A 21,416-nucleotide genomic window follows, 5' to 3' on the forward strand; every position below is an offset into this window, starting at 1 on the left:
ACACCCGGTCCCATTCCGAACCCGGTAGTTAAGCCCTTCTGCGCCGATGGTACTGCACTGGTTACGGTGTGGGAGAGTAGGTCGCCGCCGAACTTCTTCCCGAGATACCCCCGTGGGTCGAGCGCCGAGAGCGCTCCCCGCGGGGGCATTTTGGTCTTCACGTGCTTACGCCTCAAGGAGTTCTGGGCCTGCGCGGTATACCTTCTAGGCCATGCACAACGAGCAGCGCACCGCCCGCCGGTCCGCCGGCGTCGGACGTACCGCCGACCTCGCGACGAACCCGTTCCGCGTCGACCGCGACAGGGTCGCGAGCTCCCCGTTCTTCGCGCGTCTCGGCGGCGTGACCCAGGTCGTCAGCTCCACCGGGTCCGGCCTGCTCGTGCACAACCGGCTCACCCACAGCCTCAAGGTCGCCCAGGCCGCCCGAGCGATCGCGGAACGGCTCACCACCCGGCCGGAGCTCACCGCGGTGCTGGAGAAGCTCGGCGGCTGCGACCCGGACGTCGTGGAGGCCGCCGCCCTCGCGCACGACCTGGGGCACCCGCCGTTCGGACATCTCGGCGAGCAGGTGCTCGACCGGCTGGCGCGGCACCGGTTCGGCCTGCCGGACGGGTTCGAGGGCAACGCGCAGTCGTTCCGCATCATCACGACCACGGACGTGCGCGGCCCCAAGGCACTCGGGCTCGACCTGACCGTCGCGGTGCGGGCCGCGATGCTCAAGTACCCGTGGACCCGGCACCAGGACCTCGGTCTGCCCGTCGCGCCGCGCGGTGCGTCCGAACCGGACGACATGCCGGGCACCGGCAGCTCGAAGTTCTCCGCCTACGTCACCGAGATGAACGACCTGCGCCAGGCGCGGGAACCGTTCGACGGCCGCATCGAGTCGTGGCAGCAGACCGTCGAGGCGAGCGTCATGGACACCGCGGACGACATCGCCTACGCGATCCACGACCTGGAGGACTTCCACCGCGTCGGCGTCCTGCAGCACGCCACGGTCGCCGCCGAGCTCGGCACGTGGCAGGCGCAGGCGCTCGACCTCGCGGGCCTGCGCGACGCCGACCTGAGCGCGGAGATCCGCATGCCCGGCCGGTCGCTGGAGACGCTGCGGCGGCGCATGCACCTCAAGGACTCCTGGGTGATGAACGACGAGGTGTTCGCGCTCGCCGTCCGCAAGGTGAGCAAGGAGCTCGTGGACGGGTTGCTGGCCGTGCCCTTCGACGGGTCGGTCGAGGCGGAGCAGGCGGTCGCCGGGTTCAGCGCGCGGTGGACGCGCCGGCTCGTCGACGCGGTCGGCGTGATCGAGGAACCGACGCCGCGGTCGGGGCACGTGGTGCTGGCGGTGGCGCAGTGGCACGAGGTGCAGGTGCTGAAGTTCGTCCACCGGCGCTTCGTGTTGCTGCGTCCGGACCTTGCGCTGCACCAACGTGGACAGGCCCGTCTCCTCAGCTCGCTCGTCGACGCGCTGGAGCAGTGGGTGACCGACCGGACGGAGGCGGATCGCTTGCCCCGCAGGCTTCACGACCTCGTCGAGCTGGCCGAAACGGAGTACGCGGGTCTCGCCCGGACGGAGCCGTCCACATTGGTCGGAGCGACCGGCGAGATGCCCGTCGGTCCTGACGCCATCAGGGGATTGGCGCGCGGACGGGCCGTCGTGGACTTCGTCGCGTCGCTCACCGACAACCAGGCGGCCGCTCTGCTGGAAGCCCTTTCCGGGCGAACCGGTCAGTTGTGGACCGACGCATTTGTTCTGTGAAGTGTGATTGTGTCTGCTCAGTGGGAACTAGCCCAATCGGATGCTGACTGTGATCACACGCGCACCATACGTTGACGCCGACCGGGAATCTCCGGTCGCAGGCCGCGTGCTCGGGGGCACGCCAACGTTCGGGGGAGAAGCCCTGTGCGCCGATCTCGAAGAGGCACGACGCTAGTCACCGCAGGTACCGCAGTTCTTCTGGCCGCACTCACCGCCGTCACGCCCGCGTCCGCGGACCCGGTCAAGGCGTCGAAGACCATCAACGACCGCACGGCGGCGCAGATCGCGGCGCTGCAGAGCATCAAGAAGTCCCTCACCCCTGCTGAGTCCAAGGTGGACAGCACGCTCGTCGTGGAGGCGCGCAAGCGCGTCCAGGCCGGGACCACGAGTGCTCTTCCCCAGGTGACGACCGGTGTGGCCGTGACGCCGCAGTCCACCACCCTCGTCGACATCCGCGCCAAGCAGTACTCGGAGGACCTGGTCAACGCTGTCCGCGCGGCGGGCGGGCAGATCAGGGCCGTGTCCTCCGAGAACCGGACCGTGCGCGCCGAGGTGCCTCTCGCGAAGCTCGCCGACATCGCCGGCCGCGGCGACGTCGCGCGCGTCGAGCAGGGCAGCGACGCGATGACGCAGGACCTGAAGAACAAGCGGGACACCAAGTCCCGCAAGGCCGCGCCGTCCAAAGAGGACAAGGCCAAGGAGATCGAGCGCAGGCTCGCCGAGAAGCAGGTGTCCGTCCAGGCCGCCGTCGTCAGCGAGAGCGACAAGGCCCACGCCGCCGAGGCCGCGCGTGGCTCGTTCCACGTGACCGGTGTCGGCACGAAGCTCTGCGCCCTGTCCGACGGTGTCAGCTCGCTGACCGTGTCGCAGGCCGCTGGCGAGCTGCCCGCCGTCGACGTGCTGGCCGGCCAGGCCGGTTCCGGTGACGAGGGCACCGCGATGCTCGAGATCCTGCACGACATCGCGCCCAACGCCGAGCTCGGCTTCGCGACCGCGTTCAACGGTGACGCGAGCTTCGCCGACAACATCAAGAAGCTGCGCTTCCAGCTCGGCTGCGACGTCATCGTCGACGACGTCATCTACTTCAACGAGTCGCCGTTCCAGGACGGCATCATCGCGCGGGCCGTGGACGCGGTCGCCGCCGACGGTGCGCTGTACTTCTCGAGCGCCGGCAACCAGGGCAACGTCGCCGACGGCACCTCCGGCCACTACGAGGGCCAGTTCGTCGACTCGGGCGTCGGCGTCGGCAAGTTCGCGGGCACGGCCCACGACTTCAACCCGGACCCGAACGCCAAGCAGCTCTACGACCCGTTGTCGAACTTCTCCGGCGACACCCCCGTCGTGCTGCACTGGGCGGACCCGCTGGGCCAGTCGTTCAACGACTACGACCTGTACCTGGTGAACTCCCAGGGCAACGTTGTCACCTTCAGCCAGAACAACCAGGACGGCGCGCAGGACCCGTACGAGCGGATCAACACCCCCAGCTCGTCGACGGGCACGCGCCTCGCGGTCGTGAAGTACCGCGGTGAGGACAAGTACTTCGCGTTGTCGCTGTTCGGCGGCCGGTTCGCCGACACCAACGACGGCCTCAAGAAGTACGTGACGCCGGGCACGACCCGTGGTCACTCCGCCGCCAACGGCGCGATCTCGGTCGCGGCCGCCCCGGCCGCTGGCGCCCTGCCGTTCGACCTCGAGCCCGGCGACCCCGCCAACCCGAAGGGCCCGTACCCGAACGCCTTCACCAGCACGCAGAAGCCGGAGCGCTTCAGCTCCGACGGACCGCGCCGCACGTTCTTCGCTCCGGACGGCTCGTCCCGCCCCGAGCTTCGCCAGAAGCCGGACATCACCGCCGCCGACGGCGTGACCACGTCGGTGCCGGGCTTCGCGCCGTTCTTCGGCACGTCCGCCTCGGCCCCGAACGCCGCCGCCATCGCCGGCCTGATCCTGTCCGGCAACCCGACCCTGTCGCCCGCCGAGGTCAAGGAAGCCCTTGTCGCCACGGCGATCGACGTCGTCGAGTCCGGTGTGGACAACCGCACCGGCGCCGGCATCGTGATGGCGGACCGCGCACTGGCCTACACCGGCGCCTCGCCGCAGGCACTGGCCCGCGCGCAGAAGCCGACGGTCGTCAACGACGCCGACGGAAGCGCTTTCCTCAAGCCCGGCACCACCGCCACGGTCACCGTCCCGGTGGCCAACAACGGTGACGGCTCGGCAGCCTCGACCTCGGTCGTGCTGACCACGCCGGCCGCCGGCGTGACCATCGCGCCGCGCTCGAAGTACTACGGAAACATCGACGTCGGCCAGACGGTGTCCAACACCTTCAAGGTGTCGGTCCCGGCCTCGGCGGGCCTCGGCTCGAACGTCCGCCTCGACGCACGCGTGAGCTACGCGGGCTCGACGTCGCCCACGACGAACTCCTTCACGCTCCGCGTGGGCGAGCCGTCGCGCGACTACAAGACGTTCGCCTACAGCGGTGCTCCGGTCGCGATTCCGGACAACGACCCGACTGGTGCTTCGGTGTCGCTGGCCGTGTCCGGTGTCGGTGCGGCGTCCAACTTGAAGTTCTCGGTGGACGGGGCGACCTGTTCCACTGCCGATGGGGCCACGACTGTGGGTATCGACCACACGTTCGTCGGTGACCTCGTCGGTACGTTGACTTCGCCTTCCGGGAAGAGCGTGACGCTGTTCTCGCGGGTGGGGTCCACGGGTAACAACATCTGTCAGGCTGTGTTCGACGACTCGGCCACTCGGTCGTTCTCCTCGGTCACCAGTTCTGATGCGCCGTTCACCGGGTCTTGGCTGGGTAGCGCTCCGTTGTCGTCGTTGACCACCGATGGTGCTGACGGCACCTGGGTGTTCAAGGTGGCGGATGTTGTCGGGTCTGACCGCGGGTCCATTCGGGCTGTGACGCTGAGCGTTGCCGGCTGGGTGTGATCTGGTTCTAGGTTTGGTGGGAGGGCCCTCGGCTGCGTGCCGGGGGCCTTTTCCTTTTGGACTGCGGGTTCCAGCGTGGTTTCTGCCTGTGTGGTCCGTGCCTGTTCCAGCGTGGGCGTGCACCTCGGACGAAAGACTGGGTACATCGCCGCTCCGCGACGATTGCGATTGGGGCTTGACTTCGGGGCCCTTGCGAGGCGCTCTGTCGGCCGGAAAAGGCCGGATGCTTCGCACCCGGCCGATCCCGAAAATGGGTAGCACCTCGCACCCAAAGTCAAGCCCCAATCGCCTAACCACGAGTGGGTGCACCGCTACCCATCTGTGCAAGGTCTGCACGGCTCGCCTTCGGCATCGCGGTTGTGGGAGTGCGGGGGTTGTTACTGCTCGCCTTCGGCATCGCTTGGGGCCTCGGCTTCGCCGTTGGCGGTGCGGGGGTCTTGTCGGCTCGCTTCGCATCGCCATTGCGGGTGCTTGCCGTGCCGAGGTCGGACAGGCGGACCGGCCGTGCCTCGGCGGTTTTCGTGCGGCAGGAGTGTCAGACCGCCCGAGTACGTTGGGTCGCGGGGGAGCCTCAGTGCGAGGGGACGCCTGCGCCAGCCTGCCTTCCCGCCTACTCCGGCACCACGCCGCCTACCCGCCACCGCGCTGCCCTTGCCGCACCAGGCCGCGTCTCGCCTGTTGTGACTTGCCGCGCCTTGTCTGCGTGGCGCCCATCCCGCCGGCTTGCCTCTCGCGAGGCCGCACCCTGGCCGCCTCGCTGCTCGTATGGGAGTCGTACCCGCCGCCTCGCTGCTCATACTGCAGCCGTGCCCCGTAGAGAGCGGAAAAGCGTGAGGGGCGCCTCCCCTGGTGGGAAGCGCCCCTCACGCTGTGCTGGAGGACGAGCTAGCGGTTCGGCCACTCCCAGCGGATGCCGAAGACGCCGGGGCCGAAGCCCAGGGCCACCGCGTGCACGCCGCCGCCCGAGTCCAGGGTCAGGTTGCGGCGGCGCGACGGGGTTTCGTCGCCTGCCGGGACGCTGTACTGCTGGACTCGTGAGGGGAGGTTGGCCTCGTCGAAGCGGACCTCGATCACGTACTCGCGGACCGGGAGGCGGAACTTGCGCGCGAAGGTGTTGTTGCCCTTCGGGGCGTGTTCCTCCGGGAAGACGAGCTGGTACTCCATGATCAGGGTCTCGCCGCGGGTCAGCGGGCGTTCGAACATCATCTCCGCGACCATGATGTTGGCTTCGTGGTCTCGGGCGATGCGGCCCAGGTGGCAGTTGCGCACGTTCACGATCTCGGGGAGCACGTCGGACTCCTCGGTCTCGAACACGAGCGCCCAGCGGTCGGGGCCGTCCTGTTCCGCGCGCAGGATCTGGCGCACCCACACGGACTTCTGCCCGCCGTCGGCAGAGATCTCGATGCGGTCGTGCTGACTGATCCGGCCCAGTTTGAGGTCGGAGGACGTGTCGACCTTCGAGAGCAGGTTCGCGACCCGCTCGCGGCGCGCCCAGAGGGCGTCGATCGGCATCATCGTCGTCGGGCGGCAGCGGCGGCCTCGTGGGCGAGGTGGACCGAGCAGCGCCGACAGGCCTGACTGGGGTACGCCGAGAACCGACTCGAGGTGCCGCAGCGCCTCCAGTGACTCCGGGCGTTCAGGCCTTCGCCGTCCTGACTGCCAGTAGCTGAGCGTCGCGACGCTGATGGTCACGCCGCGCAGTGCCAACCTGTGCTGAATGCGGTCGAGGCTGAGTCGGCTCGCCTTGATCGCCGCCCTCAACGCTTCCGGGAAGGGTCCCGTCGTCAAGAGCTGCGTAAGGCTGCCGTGGCCCGTTGAGTCTGTGTCGTCAACGGTCAGTGTTGGTCGACCGGCAGCAGTCGTCATGGTGACTCCCCGCTGTCATAAGATCACGCCCCAGTGACCCTACCCGTCCGTGAACATCGCTGGTCGGAGCCGGATGGAGTCAATGGTTAATCCATACGGTTGATGAGTTCACGCTTTCGAGACTCATCTGTCAAGCGATTCGAACCCATCGGTAACTTCCGCGTGCGTTCACGCGGCGTGTCGGGACGGTTCTAGTGTGTGCACGATGGACGAACCTCGGGGTGGCTGACCTCGACGGGTGGCGTCGTGGCCGGCGGGAGGCGGGTCGATGAGTCGCGTGCGACCTGTTCCCGGCGGGCGGGCGGCCGAAGTCGCGCCCGAGCGGGTCCCGGGATGGGTCGAGCGGTTCGCCCAGCGGCACGGAGCCGTCGACGTCCGGGTCTCGGAGCGCCGGGTCGTCATCACCGCGGCGGACGGCGCGACGGCCTCCTTCGCCACGCGTGGAGGTACCTCTATAGAAGAGGTATTGGACAAGCTGGTCGAGCCCCGCCGGATCGGGCTCGTGCTCGTGCGGCTCGGCGGGCACAGCGTCGGGGTGGCGTTCGGCGGCAAGGTCGAGGTCTCGGCTACGGACCGCAAGCAGGTGCACGGACGGATACGGGCGGGTGGCTGGTCGCAGCAGCGGTTCGCCCGGCGGCGCGAGGGGCAGGCACGCGTCGCGCTCCAGGCCGCCGCGGACGACGTGGCGCGCGTCCTAGTCCCCAGGCTCGCCGAGCTGGACGGGGTCGTGCTCGGCGGCGACCGGCAGGCGTTGGACGTCCTGCGCAACGACCGCAGGCTCGCGGACGTCTTCCGGATGGCCGAGGAGCGCGTCCTGGACGTCCCCGAGCCCCGGCGCACCGTGCTCGACGAGGCCGCGGAACGGGCCCGCGCCGTCGAGATCGTGATCCAGGACACACGGGCAACCGGGTCGGCGGCCGACCGCATGGATACGGGTGAGGGTGCCTGATCCGGGCACCACCGACCTGCTGGAGCTGCAAGTGCGCAAACGAATGGTGATCGTGGCGGGAGCCGTGGCACTGGGTGCCGTCGGCATCGCGGTGCCCGCGCTGGCGCTGAGCAGTGGCAGCACGCCCGTGACCCCGCCGACGTCCACGGCGCCGCAGTCGCCGATCTCGACGACGCCGGAGCAGCCGCCCACGTCGGTGCGGCCGACGCCGTTGCCGACCACGCCGGAGCAGCCGCCGAGCACGACGCGTCCGCAGGCGCCAACGACCCCGCCGGCCACGACCCCGCCGGTCTCAACCAGGCCGCAGGCGCCGACGTCGATCCAGACGAGCCCGCCGATCTCGACCACGCGGCCCGGCCCGACGACGTGGACCCCGCCCGCCACCACCCCGCCCGCCACGACGCCGCCGGTCGCCACGACCCCGGCCCGGTGAGGAGCCACCGCTGAACTGGGAGGCCGAGTTCACCGCCTGCTTCGACCGGTACGCCGACTCGATGCGCTTCACCGCGTTCCTGATGAGCGGTAGCTGGCACGAGGCGGAGGACGTCATGCAGTCGGCGTTCTTGAAGCTCTACCTGGCCGGTCCGAAGCTCGCCGACCGGTCGGGGCTCGAACCGTACCTGCGCCAGATCGTCGTGCGGACGTTCCTCGCGGAGCGCCGCAAGGTGCGCTGGCGCAGGGAGAAGCTCACCGACGCGCCTCCCGAGGGCCTGTCCTCCGTCGCAGGGGCGGAGGACAGGCTCGTCGTGTGGCAGGCGCTCACCGCCGTGCCCGCACGGCAGCGCGCCGTCCTCGTGCTGCGCTTTTGGCACGATCTCAGCGTCGAGGAGACGGCGTCCGCGCTGAGCTGCTCGACGGGCACGGTGAAGTCGCAGACGAGCAAGGGCCTGGAGACGCTGCGGCGCAGGCTGGGGCCGGAGTTCGACCACTTGAGGCTGGAGGTGTGATGGTTCGCGAAGACGACCTGCGGGCGACTTTCTCCGCAATGCACGGGGAAGACGCGCCGCCGCGTGCCGTCACGGCAGCCGACCTGATCCAGCGCGGCCGCGCCGTGCGGACCCGGCGCCGCACCGTCGCGGTGGTGGGCACGGGACTCGCGACGGTGGCCGTCGTGGGCGTGGCGCTGGCGGTGCTGCCGCCCGCGGCCCCTCCCGACCAGCTCGACCCCGGGCCGTCCACGACGACCTCGCAGGTTCCGTCGACCACCACCACGCCGCCGGTGACGAGCCCGTCCGCGCCGACGTCGACCTCGCCGGAGAACACGCCGCCGCAGGCGCCTCCCGCCACGACCCGGCCGGAGGCGCCGCCGGTCGGGACCGGGACCCCTCCCGCCACGTCGAGCCTGCCGACCACGGTGCCGAACACCACGATGTCGTCGAGGCCGGGGCCGCCGACCTCGACCACGCCCCAGACGACGCACTGAGCGGCAGAATCTCCGGTCATGACAGCCCGGATCCGCCTCGTCGAGGTCACCGACGCCAACTGCGACGCCGTGATCGCCGTCCGCGTGCACCCCGCGCAGGACCGGTTCGTCGCGTCCGTCGAGAAGTCCTTCGAGCACGCGGCCGAGCACCCCGAGGCCAACCCGTGGTTCCGTGCTGTGTTCGCAGGCGACGAGCCCGTGGGGTTCGTCATGCTCAGCTGGGACGTCACCCCGGCGCCCGGCCTCCTCGGCCCTTACTTCCTGTGGCGCCTGCTGATCGGTGCCGGGCACCAGGGCCGGGGCTACGGCACCGCGATCCTGGACGAGGTCGTGGCGCTGCTGCGGGCGGAGGGCGCGACCGAGCTGGTCACGAGCTGCGTGCCGGGGGAGGGAACGCCGGAGCCGTTCTACCGCCGGTACGGGTTCGTGCCGACCGGAGAGGTCGACGAGGACGGCGAGACGGTGCTCAGGCTGGACCTGAGGTGACTCAGCCCGCCGTGCCCGTCGCCAGCAGCCCGCCGTCCACCCGCACGGTCTCGCCCGTGATCCACGAGGCCGCGTCCGAGCAGAGGAAGGCCACCAGCGAGGCGACGTCCTCCGGCGTGCCGAAGCGCTTCATCGGGTAGGCCTGCGTGCCCGACTCCTCGCGGCCGCTCCACAACGCCTCGGCGAACTTGGTCTTCACCACGGCCGGAGCGACGGCGTTCACGCGCACCTTCGGCCCCAGCTGCCACGCCAGTTCCTCGGTCAGCCGGATCAGCGCCGCCTTGGACGCGCCGTACGCGCCGATCACGCCCGTCGACCGGATGCCGCCGACCGACGCCACGTTCACGACCGCGCCGCCGTGCTCGCCCATCCACGCCTTCCACGCGAGCTGCGTGAACCCGAGTGCCGCCACCACGTTCACGTCGAAGATCTTCCGGACGGCGTTGAGATCGGCCTCCATCAGGAACCCGAACTGCGGGTTGATGCCGGTGTTGTTGACGAGCACGTCGACACGGCCGAACTCCTCGACCGTGCGCCCCACGACCTCCTCGCGCGACGCGTCGTCGCCCGCGTTGCCCTGCAGCGCCAGCACGCGGCCGCCGGTGTCGGCCTCCAGCTGCTTCGCCGCCTCCGCCAGCTGGTCCGCCTTGCGGCCTGTGATCGTGACGGACGCGCCCCTGGTGAGGAGCTCGCGTGCGATGCCGTACCCGATGCCGCGGGACGCGCCGGTGACCAGGGCCGCCTTGCCCGAGAAGTCTTCGCTCATGTCCGGTGAATCTATGCGTCCGGACACAGGTGGGAAATTCGATGCGCGCGATCCCGTAGAATCGTTCCCGTGATCCTCCTGGAGTAGGCCGACCCGGACGTGCCATCCCTCGTCATGCCCGGCTTCTCGCAACTGCTCGGAGTTTCTCTTGATCACCGCAACCGACATGGAGTTGCGCGCGGGCTCACGCATTCTCGTGAGCGGCGCCAACCTGCGCGTCCAGCCCGGCGACCGCATCGGCCTCGTGGGCCGCAACGGCGCCGGCAAGACCACCTCGCTGCGCGTTCTCGCCGGTGAGGGCGAGCCGTACGCCGGCGCCATCATGCGCAAGGGCGCGCTCGGCTACCTGCCGCAGGACCCGCGCGAGGGCGACCTGTCCGTCATCGCCAAGGACCGCGTGCTGTCCGCCCGCGGCCTCGACCAGCTGCTCCGCGACATGGAGAAGGCCCAGTCGAAGATGTCGGAGCTGGTCGACCCCGACGAGCTCGACAAGGCCGTCACCAAGTACGGCAAGCTCGAGGAGCGCTTCTCCTCGCTGGGCGGGTACGCCGCCGAGTCCGAGGCCGCGCGCATCTGCTCCAACCTCGGCCTGCCGGACCGCGTGCTCGCCCAGCCGCTGAGCACGCTCTCGGGTGGTCAGCGCCGCCGCGTCGAGCTGGCGCGCATCCTGTTCGCCGCCTCCGAGGCCGGCGTCGGCGCCAAGTCGAGCACGATCCTGCTGATCGACGAGCCGACCAACCACCTCGACGCCGACTCGATCACGTGGCTGCGCGGCTTCCTCAAGTCCCACGACGGCGGGCTCGTGGTGATCTCGCACGACGTGGAGCTGCTCGACGACGTCGTGAACAAGGTGTGGTTCCTCGACGCGATCCGCGGCGAGGTCGACATCTACAACCTCGGCTGGAAGAAGTACCTCGAAGCCCGTGCGACGGACGAGAAGCGCCGTCGCCGTGAGCGCGCCAACGCCGAGAAGAAGGCCGGCGCGTTGATGGTGCAGGCCGCGAAGATGGGCGCGAAGGCCACGAAGGCCGTTGCGGCGCAGAACATGGCGAAGCGCGCCCAGAAGCTGCTCGACGGTCTCGACGAGGTGCGCCAGAGCGACAAGGTCGCGAGGATCAGCTTCCCGGCGCCGGCGCCCTGCGGCAAAACCCCTTTGATGGCAGAGGGTCTGAGCAAGTCCTACGGCTCGCTGGAGATCTTCACGGGCGTGGACCTCGCGATCGACAAGGGTTCGCGCGTCGTCGTGCTGGGCTTCAACGGCGCCGGCAAGACGACGTTGCTGCGGTTGCTGGGCGGCAGCGAGACGATGGACGCGGGCAAGGTCGTGCCCGGCCACGGCCTGAAGATCGGCTACTTCGCGCAGGAGCACGAGACGCTCGACCACAGCGCGTCGGTGTGGGAGAACATCCGGCACATGGCGCCGGACGAGCAGGAGCAGCGGCTGCGGTCGTTGCTCGGCACGTTCCTGTTCAGCGGCGAGCAGCTGGACCAGCCGGCGGGCACGCTGTCCGGTGGCGAGAAGACGCGGCTGGCGCTGGCCGGTCTGGTGTCGTCGGCGGCGAACGTGCTGCTGCTCGACGAGCCGACCAACAACCTCGACCCCGCCTCGCGCGAGCAGGTGCTCGACGCGCTGCGCCGCTACGAGGGTGCCGTCGTGCTCGTGACGCACGACCCCGGCGCGGTCGAGGCGCTGGAGCCCGAGCGGGTGATCCTGCTGCCCGACGGCACGGAGGACCACTGGTCAGAGGACTACCTCGACCTAGTCCAACTCGCGTGATCTCCACCCGTCAAAGGACTACCGAGCGCGTTCTGTGATCAACTCAGTGTGATCGAATCGACCGTTCGGCGATCTCTTTGCTTGATCACCTGGCGTTCTGCCGGATCCTGTTCGATCATTGCGACGACAGGGGCCGTCAAACGGCCCACCTGCTCGTACGGAAGGCGGGACAAGGTGGCTGACCTGAAGAAGGGTGCCCGGATCACCGGCGCCACGCGGGACAAGCTGGCCGCTGACCTGAAGAAGAAGTACGAAAAGGGCGCGAGCATCCGGGCTTTGGCGGAGAGCACCGGGCGTTCCTACGGCTTCGTGCACCGGGTTCTGTCGGAATCCGGGGTCACGCTGCGCGGTCGCGGTGGCGCCACCCGGACGAAGAAGAAGTAGCCCGAACCCAGACTGCTACTCTCCGGTAACTAGCTTCTAGTTCGCCGGAGGTAGGACTCATGCCAGTGCCCACCATCGACGCTGGCGTGCTCGAGCGCGGTGGCGTTCGGCTCGCGATCGCCGGGCCGCTCGCGACCATCACGCTCGATCGTCCCGACGTGCTCAACGCGCAGACGCCCGCCACCTGGCAGGCGTTGCGGCACATCGGCGAACAGCTGGACCCGGACGTCCGTGTCGTGGTCGTCCGGGGCTCTGGCCGCGCCTTCTCGGCGGGGCTGGACCGGCGGATGTTCACCGGTGAGCCGGTCGACGGCGAACCCGGTGGCCTCGGCGCGCTGCTCGCGGTGCCCGCGGAGGAGGCGGACGCGAAGATCGCCTCGTACCAGGCCGGGTTCACCTGGTTGAGCGACCCGGCGCGCGTGACGATCGCCGCGGTGCAGGGGCATGCCATCGGCGCGGGCTTCCAGCTGGCGTTGGCGTGCGACTTCCGCGTGCTCGCCGAGGACGCGCAGTTCTGCATGGCCGAGACCGGGCTGGGCCTGGTGCCGGACCTCGGCGGGACGCTGCCCCTCGTGCGTCTCGTCGGGTACTCGCGCGCCGCCGAGCTGTGCGTGACCTCCCGCCGCGTGTCGGCGGAGGAGTCGCTGCGGATCGGTCTCGCGAACTCCGTCGTGCCCGCGGACGGGCTGGACGCGGCGGTGGACGCCCTGGTGGCCGCCGTCCTGAAGCCCGCGGCGGGTGCGGTGTCGGAGACGCTGGCGTTGATCGCGTCGGCGGCCTCGGGCGTGGCGTACGCGGACCAGCTGGCGCTGGAGCGTGCCGCGCAGCTGCGCCGCATCCGGTCGTTCGCGGCCCTGTCCGCTCAAAGCTGAACTTTTCCGCGTTCCTAGTCATCCGCGAAGGAATTGTCCGACCGCTGTGCTGTTCTAGACGACGTGGACGGCTACAGCTCTTGGCGATTCATGATGGGGGCCACCTCCGACGCACCGACGAAGGTGCGCCGGGGGACCTTCCGGCGCGTGCTCTCCTTCGCGCGGCCGCACCGGACGAAGCTCCTGGTGTTCCTCCTGCTCACAGTGGTCTCGTCGGTCCTGGCGGTCACCACTCCACTGCTCGCCGGCCGGGTGGTCGACGCGATCGTCGGCGGCTCCGCGCCGTCGGTCGTGGTGTGGCTGGCGGTGGTCATCGCGCTGGTCGCCGTGGTCGACGCCGGGCTGGGGGTCGTCGAGCGGTGGCAGTCCACGCGCATCGGTGAGGGGCTGATCTACGACCTGCGCCGCGCGGTGTTCGGGCACGTGCAGAAGATGCCGGTCGCGTTCTTCACGCGCACCCGCACCGGCGCGCTCGTCTCGCGGCTGAACAACGACGTGATCGGCGCCCAGCGCGCGTTCACCTCGACGCTGTCCGGGTTCGTCACGAACATCATCCAGCTGGTGCTGTCGCTGGGCGTGATGTTCACGCTGTCGTGGCAGGTCACCGCGCTGGCGCTGGTGCTGCTGCCGGTGTTCGTGCTGCCCGCCAAGCGGATGGGCCGCCGGATGGCGGACATGCAGCGCGAGGCGTCGTCGCTGAACGCGTCGATGGTCACGCAGTCGACGGAGCGGTTCTCGGCGCCGGGCGCGACGCTGGTGAAGCTGTTCGGCCGGCCGGACCGCGAGGACGAGGAGTTCGGCGAGAAGGCCGCGAAGGTCCGCGACATCGGCATCCGGACCGCGATGGCCACCCGGTGGTTCATGACGGGCCTGACGCTGGTGTCGGCGCTCGCGCAGGCCCTGGTCTACGGCCTGGGCGGCTACCTCGCGCTGACCGGTCACCTGGCGGCCGGTGCCGTGGTGTCGCTGGCGCTGCTGCTGACCCGCCTGTACGCCCCGCTGACCGCGCTCGCGAACGCCCGCGTCGACCTGATGACGGCGCTGGTGTCGTTCGAGCGCGTCTTCGAGGTGCTCGACCTCGACCCGATGATCAAGGAGCGCTCCGACCCCCGTTCGGTGCCCTCCGGTGCCGTGTCGGTGGCGTTCGACGACGTCCGGTTCGGCTACCCGTCGGCGGACAAGGTGTCGCTCGCGTCGCTGGAGTCGGTGGCCACTTTGGACACTCGCGGCGGCGAAGAGGTGTTGCACGGCATCAGCTTCGAGGCGGCGGCCGGTCAGCTGGTGGCGGTGGTCGGCTCGTCCGGCGCGGGCAAGTCGACGCTGGCCTCGCTCGTGCCGCGGCTCTACGACGTCGACGCGGGTTCCGTGCGACTGTCCGGAGTGGACGTCCGCGACCTGTCGTTCGAGTCGCTGCGCTCCACGGTGGGCGTGGTGACGCAGGACGGCCACCTGTTCCACGACACGATCCGCGCCAACCTGGAGTACGCCTCGCCCGGCGCCTCCGACGACGACCTGTGGGACTCGCTGCGCCGAGCCCGCCTGCTCGACCTGGTGACCTCACTGCCCGACCAGCTGGACACGGTCGTCGGCGAACGCGGCTACCGCCTCTCCGGTGGCGAACGCCAACGCCTCACCATCGCCCGCCTGCTGCTGGCCAAGCCCCGCGTCGTGATCCTGGACGAGGCCACCGCCCACCTGGACTCGGAGTCCGAGGCCGCCGTCCAGGAGGCGCTGACCGAGGCCCTGCACGGCCGGACCGCCCTGGTGATCGCGCACCGGCTGTCGACCATCCGCAACGCCGACCAGATCCTGGTCCTGGAGCACGGCGAGATCGTCGAACGCGGCACGCACACCGACCTGATGTCGGCCGAGGGCCGCTACGCCGACCTGTACAACACCCAGTTCGCCGAGCCGCCGGTGGTGGGCGTGTTCCCGACGCCGAAGTTCAGCGACCGCGCGGAGGTGGCGCAGACGAACTGACGCCGCGGGGCCGGGCGGCGCGCTGTCGAGGGGTGGGCGCGCGCCGGCTCGGCGTGGTGGTGCAGGCCGAGCCGCGCGGCCAACCCGAGCCATGGGTGCGGGGCTGGCCTGGCGCGGGTCGAGGTGCCGGGCGGCGTGGTGGGCTCGGGGGCTTGGCCAGTCCGGCGGAGTGGCGGCCCAGGGGCGGGTGCGTGGCTCGGCCCGGTGTGGCGCGCGGCTTGCTGTGGAGTGATGCGGGGCTCGGCGTCGTGTGGCGTGGCCGGGCCCGAGGAGCGCGGCCGTCCTGGCGGCGAGGCGGCCCAAGGGTGCCGGCTTGGTGTAGGTGAGCCTGGGCGCGTCCCCGCACCAGCGCGGCCAGTCGGCGGGCACGGCCAGTCGGCCGGCCAGCGGGAGCTGGAGGTATTGCGGCTCGTCGCGGGCGGGGCGACCAACCGCGAGGTGGCGGCCGGGCTCTTCATCACCGAGGCGACGGTGAAGTCCCACCTGCTCAACATCTACGGCAAGCTGGAGGTGGGCGACCGCGCCGCCGCCGTCACCGAGGCGTTCCACCGCGGGCTGCTCGTCCCGCGGGTCACCCCTTGAGGAACGCGGCGGTGGCGTTGAGAGCGCTCTGCGACGACCCGGCGTTCTCCACGAAGACCGCGAACGCCACGGTGCCCTGGTAGCCGACGAACCAGCCGTGCTCGGTGCCTCCGCCCGCCTCCGCGGTGCCGGTCTTGCCGGCCAGGCCCGGGATGCCGGCGAGCTGCTTCGCGGTACCGGAGGTGACCACCTCGCGCATCATCGCCCGCACCGGCGCCAGCACCGCCGCGGGCGGGCCCGCCGCCACGTCGTTCGGCACAGAAGCCTTGCCGCGCAACAAGATCGGCGTCGGCTGCCGCCCGGACGCGACGGTGGCGGCCACCAGCGCCATGCCGAACGGGCTCGCGACGACGTTGCCCTGGCCGAAGCTGTTCTCCACCTGCTGGTCGCCGGACGCGGGCGGGACCTTGCCGGTGTTCGTGTCGGCGCCCGCGATGGTCCAGTCGGCGCCGAGCCCGAAGCGCTTCGCCATGTCCGGCAGGGCGTTCGGCGCGAGCTTCGAGCCCAGCTCGCCGAACGTCGTGTTGCACGACAGCGCGAACGCCGTGTGGAACGGGATGCTGTCGTGGCCGAAGCCCGCGTTGCTGATGCGCCGGGTGCCGATCGTGGCGGTGGCCGGGCACGCCACGGACGTGTTCGCCTGCACCAGGCCCGCGTTGAGCGCGGCGGCGCCGGTGACGATCTTCATCGTCGAGCCGGGGGCGTAGCGGCCGACGAACGGGTTGGTGCCGCTCAACGCCTTGTTCTGCGCCACGGCGAGGATCTCGGTGGTGGAGGCGTCGACCGCGACGATCGCCGCGCCCTGCGGCAGTGCGTCGACCGCGGCCTGCGCCGCCGCCTGCCGGACGGGGTCGAGGGTGACGGTGATCTTCTCGCCGGCCTCCGGCTTCCTGCCGTCGAGCGCGGTGAAGGCGGCGCCCGCGGAGAGGCCGACCTCCCAGCCGTCCGTGCCCTTGAGGTCGCCGACCTGGCCGGTGATCGTCCGGTACAGGCCGTCCGGGATCGTGCCCTGCGCCAACGGGTTGCCGTCGCGGCCCAGCAAGGCCCCGTCGGCCACCGCCTTGCGGTAGACGAGCGAGCCGCCCTCGGGTAGCTGCGGGTGGATGACCGCCGGGCTCCAGTGGACCTTCCACGTGCCGTCGGCGCGGACCATCGGGATCTTCACGTCGTACTTCAGCAGAGCCGAGTTCGGCATGGTCCACGAGACGGCCGCGGTGAGCTCCGCGGTGGTCGCGTCAGGTCCCGGCGGCGCGGCCTCGGTCAGGCGGGCCTGGTAGGCCGACGTGCCCATGCCCGTCCTGGTGGCGGCCAGGGCCTGGGTGGCGGCGGGCGGCGCGTCGGTCAGCGCGGCCGCCGCCGACGCGCTGTCGGTGCTGAAAGCCCTGGTCACGAACGACTGCGCCACCTGGGCGGGCGTCTCGGCGAGCTTCTTCGGAGCAGCCGGCTCCTCGCTCGAACCGGCCGGTCCGCCACCGAACAGCAGCGCGCCCGCCACGCCGAGCGTGGTGGCCGTGGCGAGCGCGCCGCCGATCAGGATCCATCTGCGTGTCTTGGGCTCCACTGGTCAAATCCCCCCGGATAAGTGTTCTCCCCGGTGGGAGGCTAACGCGCCGTGCGGGAGGTGCCCTGAGGATTTCTCCCTATCCGAGCTGCGGGATGCGGGTCTGGTAGTGCCGGAGCAGGTCGGCGTTGGCCGCGTCGCCGCCCTCGACGTTCGCGCTGCGCCACAGCGGCAGCGGCACACCGGTCTCCGCGGCCTTGTCGACGAGCCGGACCATCAGCAGGTTCCACAGGAACGCCGTCGCGATCGTGGAGATCGCCGCGGTGACCGGCGCCTCCGCGGGGTAGGTCGAGTCGCCGGGCGGGACGAGGTTGTCCAGCACGACCGTCGCCACCTCCGCCAGCGTCACGCCGGCGCGGCGCGGGGCCTGCGAGCTCGAGGCCACGGACGTCACGGCCACCACCGGGCACCCGGCACTGGCGGCCTCCTGGGCGAGCTCGACGGGGTAGTAGTTGACGCCCGAGGTCGAGAAGACGAACAGCACGTCGTGCGGGGCCAGGCCCGCTTCACCGAGGACCTCGTTCGCGAGCCCGGAACGGCGTTCGGCGGAGGTGCTGCTGATCGCGCCGTGCATCGGGAGCAGCTCGGGGTGGTAGATCGGGCGGACGCAGGCGAGGCCACCCGCGCGGTAGAACGTCTCGGCGACCGCTGCCAGCGAGTGTCCCGCGCCGGCGGTGAGGATCATGCCGTCTGCTTGGACCGCGGCGAGAACGAGCTCGGCCACGTCGTCGAGCGCGGCGGCGTTGTGCTGTTCCACGCGCGTCAGGTGCGTGCGCACGAGGGTGCCGTAGTCGGACCCGGTCACGGTGTCGGTCGTCATGCGGGTCAGTAGTACCCGATCGTCGAAGGCCCCACCAGTAACCCGAGCACCACAAACCTCGATACGCGCGATACAGGGACAACTGCGCGCGGCGGACAGGCGGTGGTTTTGAGCAGACGGCACTTCTTCTTCTGGGTGGTGCTGACGGCGGTGTTCACGGCCGCGAGCGCCACGAACATAGCGCTGGCGGTGACCTACTCCGAGCTGTGGCCGGTGTGGGCGGCGCTGGCGCTGCTCGTCGTCGCCGGTGGGTGCGCACGTGCGGCGGTGCACGCACGACCCTGACTCCGCCTCAACGGTCGCCTCGACGGTCACCTCGGCGACCGAGGTCCTCCGGACGGTCCACGTCCGCACCGTCCGCCACGTCGGAGCATTCGACGTGGCGGACGGTGTTGGCCTTCAGGTAGTCCCGCGCGCCCTGGTCGCCGGCCGCCGACGCCATCACGCCGGCGAAGTGCTTCGAGCCGATCAGCACGGGGTGGCCGATCTCGCCGTCGTAGGTGGCGCGGGCCAGCACGTCCGGGTCCGCGAGCGCCATCAACCGGTGCAGCGCCGCGACGGTGACGCCCGGTGTGTCCACGGGGAGCACCACCACGGCGTCCGCGCTGCCGACCGCGTGCAGGCCGGTGCGCAGCGACGAGCCCATGCCGGTGTCCCAGTGCGGGTTGTCGACGATCGTCACGCCGTCCAACGCGGCCTTAGCCCTGACCTCCGTCGCCTGGGCGCCGAGCACGACGACGACCGGGTCGCACCCGGCGTCGCGCAGCAGCGAGGCCGCCGAGTCGACGAAGAGCCTGCCGTTCAACGGGACCAGGGCCTTCGGGGAACCGAACCGGCGTCCGGCCCCCGCGGCCAGCAGCAGACCGGCGACGCGCATGCCGTCGAACCTAGCCGAGGTGCTCGAGGAGCAGCGAGGACACGGCCTCGGGGATCTCCTCGGGGATCCAGTGGCTGACGTCCTCGACCATCTCGAACCGGTACGCGCCGGTGCACCACTTCTCGGTCTCGAACGCGGCCACCGACCCGAACGCGACGTCCTCGGTGCTCCACACGTACATCGTCTTCACGCCGACCTTGTCCGCGGCGCCGTGCGGCTTGCCCGCGCGGTACCAGTTCAGCGCGGCCGTCAGCGCGCCCGGTTCGGACAGGCGCTGGACGTACTCCTCGACGTGCGAGGGCCGGACCCGCCACTCGAACATCTGCTTCAACGCGTGGGCGTTGTTGTCGAGCATGCGCTTCTCGGTGCTGCGCTCGCGCCAGTCGAGCATGTACTGCGACCGCATCCGCTGCTCCTCGTCGGACTGCAACGCGGTCTTCAGCGCGCCGGGGTGCGGCGTCGAGAAGACGGACAACGTGCGCAGCCGGTCCGGGTGCTCGATCGCCGTCCACCACGCCACGGCGCCGCCCCAGTCGTGGCCCACCAGGTCGAACGTCGGCCAGCCGAGGGAGTCGGCCATCGCGACAACGTCGCCGACCAGGTGCGTGACCGTGTACTCGGAGTACTGCTCCGGGCGCACGCCGGGGGAGTAGCCGCGCTGGTCGGGTGCCACGGCGCGGAAGCCGTTCACGCCCAGCACCGCGACCTGGTGCTCCCACTCGATGGCGGCCTCGGGGAAGCCGTGCAGCAGCAGCACCGGGCGGCCGTCCTCGGGACCGGCCGCGATGGCGTCGAACGTGCCTGCCTCGGTTTCGATGCTGATGTGCTCGATCACGAGTTCGAACCCTACTGCGCGAACTCCAGGGTGAGCTGTTCGGACACGTCCCACAGGCGGCGCGCCACGTCGGCGTCCCGCGCCTTCGCCGAACGCCCGACCAGCTTCGGCGCGCCACGTCCCTCCAGGAACCCGCCGGGCCCCGCGTAGCTGTCGCCGGGGACGTCCCGCACCGCCGCGTAGAGGGTCGGGAGGGCACCCGCCTCGTCGCTCTGCGCGACCAGCCGGGCCGCCCGGTCCAGGAGCCGGGCGCCCCTGCCCTCCGACCGGATCAGGTTCGTGGCGGCGAGACCGGGGTGCGCCGCCGTCGCGATCACGGACGAGCCCGACCTGGTGAGCCGGCGTTGCAGCTCCGAGGTGAACAGCAGGTTGGCGAGCTTGGACTGGGCGTAGGCGCCCATCGGCTGGTACGGCTTGCGCTCCCAGTTGAGGTCGGCGAAGTCGATCTCGCCCGCGCGGTGGCCGGTGGAGGAGACGGTCACGACCCGCTCGCGGACGCGCGGCAGGAGCAGCGCCGTGAGCGCGAAGTGGCCCAGGTGGTTCGTGCCGAACTGCAGCTCGAACCCGTCGGCGGTGCGGGTCAGCGGCGGGATCATCACGCCCGCGTTGTTGATCAGCACGTCGACGGGATCGGTGAAGCCGTCGGCGAACGCCCGGACGGAGGCGAGGTCGGCCAGGTCGAGCCGGCGGACCTCGACGTCGCCGGTCATGGTCGCGGCCGCCTCCTCGCCCTTGCCGACGCTGCGCACCGCGAGCACGACGCGGGCGCCCTTCCCGGCGAGCACGCGGGCGGCGGCACGGCCGATCCCGCTGTTCGCGCCGGTGACGACGACCGTGCGGCCGGTCTGGGAGGGGACGTCCGAGGCACTGAATGTTGTCATGGACTACAAAGTAGCCACCGACAACAATGTAGTCAACGAAAACACTCGCTATGATCGGGCGGTGATCGACGACCGGCCCTACCACCACGGGAACCTCCGCGCCGCGCTGCTCGACGCGGCCGAGCGGGGGCTGCGGGAACGCGGGGCCGACCAGCTCGCGCTGCGCGACCTGGCCAGGGAGATCGGCGTCAGCCACGCGGCTCCGCGCCGGCACTTCCCGACCCGCCAGGCACTGCTCGACGCGCTCGCCGAGGACGGGTTCGCCCGGCTGCACACGGCTCTGCGCGAGGCTCTGGACAGCGACGACACCCCGGCGCGCCTGCGGGCCGTCATGACCGCCTACATCCGGTTCGCCACCGAGAACGCGGCACTCGTGGAGCTGATGTACACGAGCAAGCACCAGCCGGGGGCGACCCGCGTCGTCGAGGCCGCCAACGGCCCGTTCGGGCTGATGCAGGAGCTGGTCGAGCGCGGGCAGGCGGAGGGGGTGCTCAGCTCGGGCGACCCGGAGCGGCTCGGGCTGGTGCTGTTCGCGACGCTGCACGGGATCGCCGCGGTCGTCAACAGTGCGATCGCGGGGCCGGAGCTCGTCGACGGGCTCGTGGACACGGCGATGGAGCAGTTCGTGCGCGAGGTGTGAGCTGGCTCTCAACGGGCGAGCCGGAGA

The 21,416-nt window shown here is 70.8% G+C and carries 21 protein-coding genes and 1 rRNA gene; 15 read left to right on the forward strand and 7 right to left on the reverse strand.

The window, feature by feature from the left end; all coding sequences use genetic code 11:
* From rrf to ACFWV3_RS40740, 3 genes are all read left to right on the forward strand, one after another.
* Positions 1–93, forward strand: a 5S ribosomal RNA gene (gene rrf / locus ACFWV3_RS40730); the annotation flags it as partial.
* A 118-nt stretch (positions 94–211) separates the two neighbouring features.
* Positions 212–1,753, forward strand: coding sequence for a deoxyguanosinetriphosphate triphosphohydrolase family protein (locus ACFWV3_RS40735; RefSeq protein ID WP_382419298.1), 1,542 nt, complete (start codon positions 212–214; stop codon positions 1,751–1,753).
* A gap of 144 nt (positions 1,754–1,897) precedes the next feature.
* Entirely contained in the window at positions 1,898–4,690 is a 2,793-nt protein-coding gene (locus tag ACFWV3_RS40740) for a S8 family serine peptidase (protein WP_382419299.1), read from the forward strand.
* Positions 4,691–5,575: 885 nt separating this feature from the next.
* Here the strand turns inward: ACFWV3_RS40740 and ACFWV3_RS40745 are convergent.
* Positions 5,576–6,382 (reverse strand): hypothetical protein, encoded by an 807-nt coding sequence (locus tag ACFWV3_RS40745; RefSeq protein WP_382419300.1) that lies wholly within the window; start codon positions 6,380–6,382, stop codon positions 5,576–5,578.
* Between the two features lie 442 nt (positions 6,383–6,824).
* Here ACFWV3_RS40745 and ACFWV3_RS40750 point away from each other — a divergent pair, with 442 nt between their 5' ends.
* From ACFWV3_RS40750 to ACFWV3_RS40770, 5 genes are read left to right on the forward strand one after another with little or no spacing between them, the layout of a single operon-like run.
* Positions 6,825–7,505: an acVLRF1 family peptidyl-tRNA hydrolase gene (locus ACFWV3_RS40750; RefSeq protein WP_382419301.1), complete on the forward strand. Its 681-nt coding sequence runs from the start codon at positions 6,825–6,827 to the stop codon at positions 7,503–7,505.
* A complete protein-coding gene (locus ACFWV3_RS40755; RefSeq protein ID WP_382419302.1) occupies positions 7,498–7,938 on the forward strand; it encodes a hypothetical protein in 441 nt (146 codons plus the stop codon). Before ACFWV3_RS40750 ends, ACFWV3_RS40755 begins: the two co-directional genes overlap by 8 nt.
* Before the next feature lie 10 nt (positions 7,939–7,948).
* Positions 7,949–8,452 carry a SigE family RNA polymerase sigma factor gene (locus ACFWV3_RS40760; protein ID WP_382419361.1) on the forward strand — a complete coding sequence of 168 codons (504 nt, stop codon included), beginning with the start codon at positions 7,949–7,951 and terminating at the stop codon, positions 8,450–8,452.
* Positions 8,452–8,928 (forward strand): hypothetical protein, encoded by a 477-nt coding sequence (locus ACFWV3_RS40765; RefSeq protein WP_382419303.1) that lies wholly within the window; start codon positions 8,452–8,454, stop codon positions 8,926–8,928. Before ACFWV3_RS40760 ends, ACFWV3_RS40765 begins: the two co-directional genes overlap by 1 nt.
* 18 nt (positions 8,929–8,946) lie before the next feature.
* Entirely contained in the window at positions 8,947–9,414 is a 468-nt protein-coding gene (locus ACFWV3_RS40770; RefSeq protein WP_382419304.1) for a GNAT family N-acetyltransferase, read from the forward strand.
* Position 9,415: 1 nt separating this feature from the next.
* Here ACFWV3_RS40770 and ACFWV3_RS40775 read toward each other — a convergent pair whose 3' ends face one another.
* Positions 9,416–10,180: an SDR family oxidoreductase gene (locus ACFWV3_RS40775; RefSeq protein WP_382419305.1), complete on the reverse strand. Its 765-nt coding sequence runs from the start codon at positions 10,178–10,180 to the stop codon at positions 9,416–9,418.
* A gap of 148 nt (positions 10,181–10,328) precedes the next feature.
* Between ACFWV3_RS40775 and ACFWV3_RS40780 the strand changes: the two genes are divergently transcribed.
* The 5 genes from ACFWV3_RS40780 to ACFWV3_RS40800 all read left to right on the forward strand — a co-directional run bounded on the left by ACFWV3_RS40780 (position 10,329) and on the right by ACFWV3_RS40800 (position 15,775).
* A complete protein-coding gene (locus ACFWV3_RS40780; protein ID WP_382419306.1) occupies positions 10,329–11,957 on the forward strand; it encodes an ABC-F family ATP-binding cassette domain-containing protein in 1,629 nt (542 codons plus the stop codon).
* Positions 11,958–12,131: 174 nt separating this feature from the next.
* Positions 12,132–12,341: a helix-turn-helix domain-containing protein gene (locus ACFWV3_RS40785; protein ID WP_030473247.1), complete on the forward strand. Its 210-nt coding sequence runs from the start codon at positions 12,132–12,134 to the stop codon at positions 12,339–12,341.
* Between the two features lie 59 nt (positions 12,342–12,400).
* The gene (locus ACFWV3_RS40790; RefSeq protein ID WP_382419307.1) at positions 12,401–13,213 is read left to right on the forward strand and encodes an enoyl-CoA hydratase/isomerase family protein; all 813 of its coding nucleotides are present in this window, start codon (positions 12,401–12,403) and stop codon (positions 13,211–13,213) included.
* 90 nt (positions 13,214–13,303) lie between these two features.
* Positions 13,304–15,193, forward strand: a complete 1,890-nt coding sequence (locus ACFWV3_RS40795; RefSeq protein ID WP_382419362.1) for an ABC transporter ATP-binding protein — start codon at positions 13,304–13,306, stop codon at positions 15,191–15,193.
* 231 nt (positions 15,194–15,424) lie between these two features.
* Positions 15,425–15,775, forward strand: a complete 351-nt coding sequence (locus ACFWV3_RS40800) for a LuxR C-terminal-related transcriptional regulator (protein WP_382419308.1) — start codon at positions 15,425–15,427, stop codon at positions 15,773–15,775.
* Here ACFWV3_RS40800 and ACFWV3_RS40805 read toward each other — a convergent pair.
* Both ACFWV3_RS40805 and ACFWV3_RS40810 read right to left on the reverse strand, forming a co-directional pair.
* Positions 15,765–17,336 carry a penicillin-binding transpeptidase domain-containing protein gene (locus ACFWV3_RS40805; protein ID WP_382419309.1) on the reverse strand — a complete coding sequence of 524 codons (1,572 nt, stop codon included), beginning with the start codon at positions 17,334–17,336 and terminating at the stop codon, positions 15,765–15,767. The genes ACFWV3_RS40800 and ACFWV3_RS40805 overlap by 11 nt on opposite strands.
* Positions 17,337–17,415: 79 nt before the next feature.
* Entirely contained in the window at positions 17,416–18,156 is a 741-nt protein-coding gene (locus ACFWV3_RS40810) for an SIS domain-containing protein (RefSeq protein ID WP_382419310.1), read from the reverse strand.
* A gap of 102 nt (positions 18,157–18,258) precedes the next feature.
* Here ACFWV3_RS40810 and ACFWV3_RS40815 point away from each other — a divergent pair, with 102 nt between their 5' ends.
* The gene (locus ACFWV3_RS40815) at positions 18,259–18,441 is read left to right on the forward strand and encodes a hypothetical protein (protein ID WP_382419311.1); all 183 of its coding nucleotides are present in this window, start codon (positions 18,259–18,261) and stop codon (positions 18,439–18,441) included.
* 7 nt (positions 18,442–18,448) lie between these two features.
* Here the strand turns inward: ACFWV3_RS40815 and ACFWV3_RS40820 are convergent, their stop codons facing one another.
* Genes ACFWV3_RS40820 through ACFWV3_RS40830 form a run of 3 tightly spaced genes read right to left on the reverse strand, consistent with a single transcriptional unit; the run spans position 18,449 to position 20,749 of the window.
* On the reverse strand, positions 18,449–19,033 hold the full coding sequence (locus tag ACFWV3_RS40820) for an NTP transferase domain-containing protein (RefSeq protein WP_382419312.1): 585 nt from the start codon (positions 19,031–19,033) through the stop codon (positions 18,449–18,451).
* Between the two features lie 10 nt (positions 19,034–19,043).
* Complete coding sequence (locus ACFWV3_RS40825) at positions 19,044–19,868, reverse strand: alpha/beta fold hydrolase (protein ID WP_382419313.1); 825 nt, start codon at positions 19,866–19,868, stop codon at positions 19,044–19,046.
* Between the two features lie 11 nt (positions 19,869–19,879).
* On the reverse strand, positions 19,880–20,749 hold the full coding sequence (locus ACFWV3_RS40830) for an oxidoreductase (protein WP_382419314.1): 870 nt from the start codon (positions 20,747–20,749) through the stop codon (positions 19,880–19,882).
* Between the two features lie 61 nt (positions 20,750–20,810).
* On the opposite strand from ACFWV3_RS40830, the gene ACFWV3_RS40835 reads away from it, so the two are divergent.
* A complete protein-coding gene (locus ACFWV3_RS40835) occupies positions 20,811–21,389 on the forward strand; it encodes a TetR/AcrR family transcriptional regulator (protein WP_382419315.1) in 579 nt (192 codons plus the stop codon).
* The last annotated feature ends 27 nt before the right edge of the window (positions 21,390–21,416 follow it).

The sequence above is a fragment of the Lentzea sp. NPDC059081 genome (assembly GCF_042738015.1).
In the GTDB taxonomy this organism is placed as follows: Bacteria; Actinomycetota; Actinomycetes; order Mycobacteriales; family Pseudonocardiaceae; genus Lentzea.